Annotated in this window: 1 protein-coding gene; it reads right to left on the minus strand. The window is 72.7% G+C overall.

Annotation, left to right across the window (positions count from 1 at the left end):
- Window positions 1-7,348, minus strand: a 7,348-nt coding sequence (locus HCC61_RS29960) for a type I polyketide synthase (protein ID WP_346777444.1), incomplete at its 3' end; no start/stop codon positions are given.
- Window positions 7,349-7,375 lie beyond the last annotated feature (27 nt).

Raw genomic sequence — 7,375 nt, forward strand, 5'->3', positions numbered from 1 at the left:
CCAACGCCGTCCCCGTACCATGCGCCTCCACCGCATCCACATCCGACGCCGCAAGACCCGCAGCCGACAACGCCTGCCGAATCACCCGCTGCTGCGACGGACCATTCGGCGCCGTCAAACCATTCGACGCACCGTCCTGATTCACCGCGCTGCCCCGCACCACCGCCAGCACCCGATGCCCAAGACGCTCCGCATCCGAGAGCCGCTCCAACACCAACAACCCCACGCCCTCGGACCAGCCCGTACCGTCCGCACCGTCCGCGAACGCCTTGCACCGGCCGTCGGGGGACAGGGCTCCCTGGCGGGAGAGTTCGGCGAAGACCATGGGCGTGGACATCACGGTTGCGCCGCCGGCGAGCGCCATGTCGCACTCCCCCTGACGCAGGGCCTGTCCGGCCAGGTGGAGGGCGACGAGCGAGGCGGAGCAGGCCGTGTCCACCGTCATGGCGGGGCCTTCGAGGCCGAGCGTGTAGGAGAGGCGACCGGAGATGACGCTCGCCGCGAGGCCGGTTGCGGCGTGGCCTTCGGTGTCCTGGGCGCTGTCGTTGACGAGAGTGGCGTAGTCCTGTCCGTTGGTGCCGACGAAGACACCGGTCGAACTGCCGCGCAGCGACTGCGGATCGACCCCGGCACGCTCCAGCGCCTCCCACGACGACTCCAGCAGCAGCCTCTGCTGGGGGTCCATCGCCAGCGCCTCACGCGGCGAGATGCCGAAGAACGCGGCGTCGAAGTCGGCGGTTCCGTCGAGGAAGCCGCCGTTCCGAGTGATGCTGCTGCCCTGGCCGCCGGAGAAGAGGGTCTCCAGGTCCCAGTTGCGGTCGGTGGGGAAGTCGCCGATGCCGTCCCGGCCGTCGAGGAGGAACTGCCAGAAGTCCTCGGGCGTGCGGATGTCTCCGGGGAAGCGGCAGGACATGCCGACGATGGCCACCGGCTCGTCGGTCGTGCGCGGGGCGGCGGTGCCGCGGGTCGCAGCCGTCGCCGACTCGCCCTGGATGCCGAGGATCTCCTCCAGGAGGTGGCCCGCGAGGGCGCGTGGTGTGGGGTGGTCGAAGACGAGGCCGGCGGGCAGGGTCTGCCCGATGGCGGCGCTGAGCTGGTTGCGCAGTTCGACGGCGGTGAGCGAGTCGAATCCGAGGTCGCGGAAGGCCTTGTCGGCGCCGACCGCCGTGCCGCCGGAGTAGTTGAGGACGGTGGCGATGCGGGAGCGTACGAGGTCGAGTGCGGCTTCGTAGCGGTCTGCCTCGCCGAGTCCCTCAAGCCGTTCGCGGAGTTCGGAGGCCGCTGCACGACTCGTGTCGCGCGTGGCCCGGAGCTCCTCCACCGCCCGCTGTGCGTCGGGGAGTTCGGACAGGAGCGGCATGGGGCGTACTTCGAGCAGGGAGCCGAGAAGCTGCGGGTTGCGCAGATCGGCGATCGTGACGGTGGCGGGCTCCTCGCCGGCGGCCTGCCACATGGCCTCCACGGCCAGTCGCGGGTCCATCAGTCCGGCGCCGTCGCGTTCCGGCCATGTGCTGCGGCCGGAGCCGGTGGCGCTGTCGGCACCGCCGTCGGCGCCGTTGCCGCCGCCGATGTCCTGCGCGTCGCCGGTGTCCTCGGTCTCGGTGGTCTCGGCGTCGCCGGTGTCCTCAGCGGCGCCTCCGGGGCCCGTCTCGCCCGCGGCCATGCCCTCCCCCGCCCAGGCGCCCCAGGCGACGGCGGTGGCGGGCAGTCCTTCGGCGCGGCGGGTCCGGGCGAGGGAGTCCAGCACGGCGTTCGCCGCGGCGTAGTTGGCCTGCCCGGGGTTGCCTATCTGACCGGCGACGGAGGAGAAGAGGACGAACGCCGACAGGTCGAGGCCGCGGGTGAGTTCGTCGAGTGCGCGGGCGGCGGCGACCTTTGAGCGGAAGACGTCTTCGAAGCGTTCGGGGGTGAGCCCTTCGAGGATGCCGTCGTCCAGGACGCCGGCGGTGTGGACGACGCCGGTCAGCGGCTGGTCGGCGGGGAGCCCGGCGAGGACGGCGGAGAGGCCTTCCCGGTCGGCCGCGTCGCAGGCGACGATGTCCACTTCGGCGCCGAGCGCGGTGAGTTCGCCGCGCAGCCGGTCCGCGCCCGGAGCTTCGGGGCCGCGGCGGCTGAGGAGGACGAGGCGCTGTGCGCCGCGGGCGGCGAGGTCGCGGGCGACGTGCGCGCCGAGGGCGCCGGTGCCGCCGGTGACGAGCACCGTGCCCGAGGGCTGCCAGGCGGTGCCGGGATCGGCGTGCGGCGCGGGCACGAGCCTGCGGCCGAACAAGCCGGAGGCGCGGACGGCGAGTTGGTCCTCCTCCGCGCTGTGGCCCTGACCCGTGCCGCCGGTGCTGCCGGTGCTGCCGGTGCTGGTGGCGCCACCACTGTTCGTCCCGTCGGGGTGTCCGGCGACGGCCGCGCCCAGTACGTCGGTGAAGCGGCGCGTCGTGCGCCGGTCGAGCGTCGCCGGAAGGTCTACGAGTCCGCCCCACTGCTGCGGCAGTTCCATCGCGGCGACGCGGCCGAGGCCCCACACGCCCGCCTGCGCGGTGCCGTCGACGCCTTCGGTGGCGTCCACGGCGACGGCATTGCGGGTGACGGCCCATACGGGAGCGGTGACCGCGCTGTCGGCGAGTGCCTGCACGAGCAGCAGGGTGTTCCGTACGGCGGCGGGCACGCCCGAGGCGTCCTCCGCGCCGTCGAGGGCCAACAGGGAGACGACGCCTGTGAGTTGGGGCTGCGCCGACGGTGCGGGTGCGTCACCGCTCTCCGTGTCGTCACCGCTCTCCGTGTCCTCGCTGGCGGTCCGGGCGAGGGCCGCCGCCAAGTGCGCGGCCAGTTCGTCCCGTTGCGGCGTGCCTGCGGCGTCTCCGTCGCCGGGGATGCGGACTTGGACGACGTCGGAGCCGAGGGCTTCGAGGGCTTGCGCGATCCACGCCTCGTCCTCGGAGCCGGTCGCGGCCGCGGCGGGCAGGACGGCGAGCCAGCTCCCCTTCCCCTGCGGCTCGGTGCGCGGGCCGCGGGGCTCGCCGCCGGTGGCGGCCAGTGGCGTCCATGTCTCCCGGTAGCGCCAGGAGTCGATGGTGGACTGGGCGCGGCGGCGGTTGCGCCACGAGGTGAGGGCGGGCAACACCTCGCCCAGAGAGGTGAGTTCGGTGTCGGGGGCGACGCCCAGTTCGGCAGCGAGGGTGTCCAGGTCGCCGCTTTCGACGAGGGTCCAGAACGCGGCGTCGTCGGTTCGGTCGGTCCCGCTCGCTGCGGCACCCGTACCGGAACCGGCACCGGTGGCGGGTTCCGGCCAGTACCGCTGGTGCTGGAACGGGTAGGTGGGCAGTTCGGCGGGGCGGGCGCCGGTGCCGTCGAAGTAGCGTGCCCACTCCACGCGGGCGCCGTTGACGTGGAGGCGTGCCACCGCGGTGACGGCCGTGTGGTCCTCCGGCCGGTCCTTGCGGAGCAGCGGCACAGCGACCGACCCGGGCACGGACTCCGCGGCCATCGCGGAGAGCACTCCGTCGGGGCCGACCTCCAGGAACGCCGTGACGCCCTGTTCGGCGAGCGCGGCGACGCCGTCGGCGAACCGTACGGTCTCCCGCACGTGCCGCACCCAGTACGTCGCAGAGCGCAGCTCCTCGCCGGTGGCGATGCGGCCGGTGAGGTTGGATACGACGGGGATCGCGGGCTCGCCGAAGGACAGGCCGGCCACGGCCGCGTGGAAGTCGTCCAGCATCGCGTCCATCAAGGGCGAGTGAAATGCATGACTGACCAGCAAATTCCTAGTCTTGCGGCCCTTGCCGGCGAAGCTCTCCGCGATCTCCCGTACAGCCGTGTCCGCTCCGGAAACCACCACGGACGTGGGGCCGTTGACGGCGGCGAGCGCCACGTCGTCCCTGCCGTCGAGCAGCGCGAGCAGTTCGTCCTCGGTGGCCTCCACGGCGGCCATGGCCCCGCCGGCGGGGAGGTCCCGCATCAGCCGGGCCCGGGCGGAGACGAGGGTGCAGGCGTCCTCGAGTGAGAGGACGCCGGAGACGTGTGCGGCGGCGATCTCCCCGACCGAGTGGCCGATCAGGTAGTCGGGCGTGACGCCCCAGGATTCGGCCAGACGGTAGAGGGCCACCTCGACGGCGAACAGGGCGGGTTGGGCCCAGCCGGTGTCGTTCAGCGCGTCCGTGTCCTCGCCCCATACGGTGCTGCGCAGTTGGGGGTCCAGGTGGGCCAGTACGGCGTCGAAGGCGTCGGCGAAGACGGGGAAGCTTTCGTACAACTCCCGTCCCATGCCGAGGCGTTGGCTGCCCTGACCGGAGAAGGCGAACGCCAGCAGCCGGTCCTCGGCGGGCGCGACGGCGCGCTCGGCCTCCGCGGTCCCCTCCTCGCTGTGCAGCAGTACGGCACGGTGCTCGAACGCCGTGCGGCAGGCGGCGAGGGAGTAGCCGATGTCGACGGGGGTGGCGGCGGGCGGTGTGCTGCCGTCGCCGGCGCGGTCCGCGAGGGCGCTGACCCGATCGAGCTGGGCCTGGAGCGCGGCCTCCGACCGGGCGGAGACCACCCACGGCACGAGCGCGGGAACGGGCACGGGTGCGCTCCCGGCCGTGCCATGGGTGGCGATCTGGGTCGGGGGCGTGGCTACGGGCATGGCGTCGGTGGCGGTTTCGGTTTCGGTTTCCGCGACGGGCGCGTTGCCGGGGGCGTCGTCGGTGTCGCTCTCGGATACGTGGGGGTCGGCGGCCGTCTCGGCTTCCTGCACGGGCGCGGGCAGTGGCGCCTGTTCCAGGATGAGGTGCGCGTTGGTGCCGCTGACGCCGAAGGAGGACACACCTGCCCTGCGGAGCCGGTCCGCCTCGGGCCAGTCGGCGGCGTCGGTGAGGAGTTCGACGGCGCCGGCGCTCCAGTCGACGTGGGTGGACGGCTCGTCCACGTGCAGCGTCTTGGGGAGGAGGCCTTCCCTCAGGGCCATGACCATCTTGATGACGCCCGCGACGCCGCCCGCGGACTGCGGGTGGCCGATGTTGGACTTGATGGAGCCCAGCAGCAGCGGCCGCTCGCGGCTCTGGCCGTAAGTGGCCAGCACTGCCTGGGCCTCGATGGGGTCGCCGAGTGTCGTGCCGGTGCCGTGCGCCTCCACGGCGTCCACGTCGGAGGACGAGAGACCTGCGCTCGCCAACGCCTGCCGGATGACGCGCTGTTGGGACGGGCCGTTGGGCGCGGTCAGCCCGTTGGAGGCGCCGTCCTGATTCACTGCGCTGCCCCGTACGACCGCCAGCACGCGGTGGCCGTTGCGGCGTGCGTCGGAGAGCCGCTCCAGCAGGACGACGCCGGCGCCCTCGGACCAGCCGGTGCCGTCGGCGGCGTCGGAGAACGCCTTGCAGCGGCCGTCGGGCGCGAGACCGCCCTGGGAGGTGAAGGCGGCGAAGGCGTTCGGCGTGGACATCACGGCCACTCCGCCCGCCAGCGCCAGGTCGCACTCCCCGGAGCGCAGCGCCTGCGCCGCCCAGTGCATCGCCACCAGCGACGAGGAGCACGCGGTGTCGATGGTGGCGGCCGGGCCCTCCAGGCCGAGCAGGTAGGAGATGCGGCCGGAGAGGACGCTCGCGGCGTGGGCGGTGGTGGCGTAGAGGCCGACGTCCTCCGTGGAGTGGGCGACGAGGTCGGCGTAGTCCTGACCGGTGGTGCCCATGAAGACGCCGGTGCGGCTGCCGCGCAGTGCGGCGGGGTCGATGCTGCCGCGTTCGAGGGCCTCCCAGCTCGTCTCCAGCAGCAGCCGCTGCTGCGGGTCCATCACGACGGCTTCGCGGGGCGAGATCCCGAAGAACTCGGCGTCGAATCCGGCGACGTCGGCGAGGAAGCCGCCCTCGTACGTGGCGCTGGTCAGGGCGTTGAGGTCCCATCCGCGGTCCGCGGGGAAGGCGGAGATCGCGTCACGTCCCTCGGCGACGAGCTGCCACAGCTCCTCAGGGGTGCTGACGCCGCCGGGGTAACGGCAGCCCATGCCGACGACGGCGATGGGGTCGTCGGTCACGGGCGGCAGCACCTGGACCGCCGGTTCGGGTGCGGTCTCGGTGCCGAAGAGTTCGCCGTGCAGGAATCCCGCCAGGGCGTTGGGTGTGGGGTGGTCGAAGACGAGGGTGGCGGGCAGGGGAATGCCGGTGGCGCGCTTGAGCCGGTTGCGCAACTCGACGGCGATGACGGAGTCGAAACCCACATCACGGAAAGCACGATTGGCTGGCAGCGCCTCGGCATCGCTGTAACCCAGGGCCGCTGCGGCGTGGGTACGGACCAGTTCCAGCAGCTCCCGGGAACGCTCCGCCTCCGGCAGCCCCGCCAGGCGCCCCTTCAGCCCCGACTCGCCGCTGCTGCCGTCCTGCCCGTCGGGGTCGGTGTCCGGTTCGGCGAGTACGCGCTGGACCTGGGGGATCTCCGAGAGCAACGCGCTGGGACGCTCCGCCGTGAAACTCGGCGCGAACAGCTCCCAGTCCGTATTCGTCACCGTCAGCAGCGTCCGGTCCTCAGCGACGGCCCGGCCCAGCACCCACAACGCCAACTCCGGCTCCATGGGCACCAGACCACGGCGCTCCAGATGCCCCGCCATCGCCTCGTCCGTGGCCATGCCCGCGTCGCCCCAGGCACCCCATGCGAAGGAGGTGGCAGGCAGGCCCTGACCACGCCGGTACTGCGCCAACCCATCCAGGAACGCGTTCGCCGCCCCGTACGCCGGCTGACCACCGCTGCCCCAGCAGCCGGCGCCCGAGCCGAACAGTACGAAAGCGTCCAGATCCAGATCACGGGTCAGCTCGTGCAGATGCCAGGCTCCGTTCACCTTCGACCGCAGTACGCCGGCCAGCTGCTCGGACTCCAGCGATTCCAACGGCCCGTCACCGACGCCGACACCTGCGGCGTGGACGACGGCCGTCAGCGGAAACTCCTCCGGAATCGCCTCCAGCACGCTCGCCAAGGCGGCGCGGTCCGCCGCATCACAGGCGGCGATCGTCACCCGGGCACCCAGGCCCGCCAGCTCATCGCGCAACTCATCGGCGCCTGGGGCGTCCAGGCCCCGGCGGCTGGTCAACACCACATGGCCTGCGCCCCGTTCAACCAGCCACCGTGCCACCCGCGCACCCAACGCACCCGTACCACCCGTCACCAACACCGACCCCGACGGCACCCAACCCGAGGCAGCAGACGACGACTCGGACGAGACGGACTCGGACTCAGAGTCGGAGGCGGCATCGGAGTCGGCGGACGCGGCATCGCCGCCGCCATCACTCCCGGCGGAAACCGTCAGTTCGGTGGGTACGAGGCGGCGGCCGTAGATACCCGTGTCGCGGACAGCGACCTGATCCTCACCCGCGCCAGACGCCAACAGCCCAGCCACACCACGCCCGATCTCCTCGTTCCACGA

Source organism: Streptomyces sp. HNM0575, assembly GCF_012726265.1.
In the GTDB taxonomy this organism is placed as follows: Bacteria; Actinomycetota; Actinomycetes; order Streptomycetales; family Streptomycetaceae; genus Streptomyces.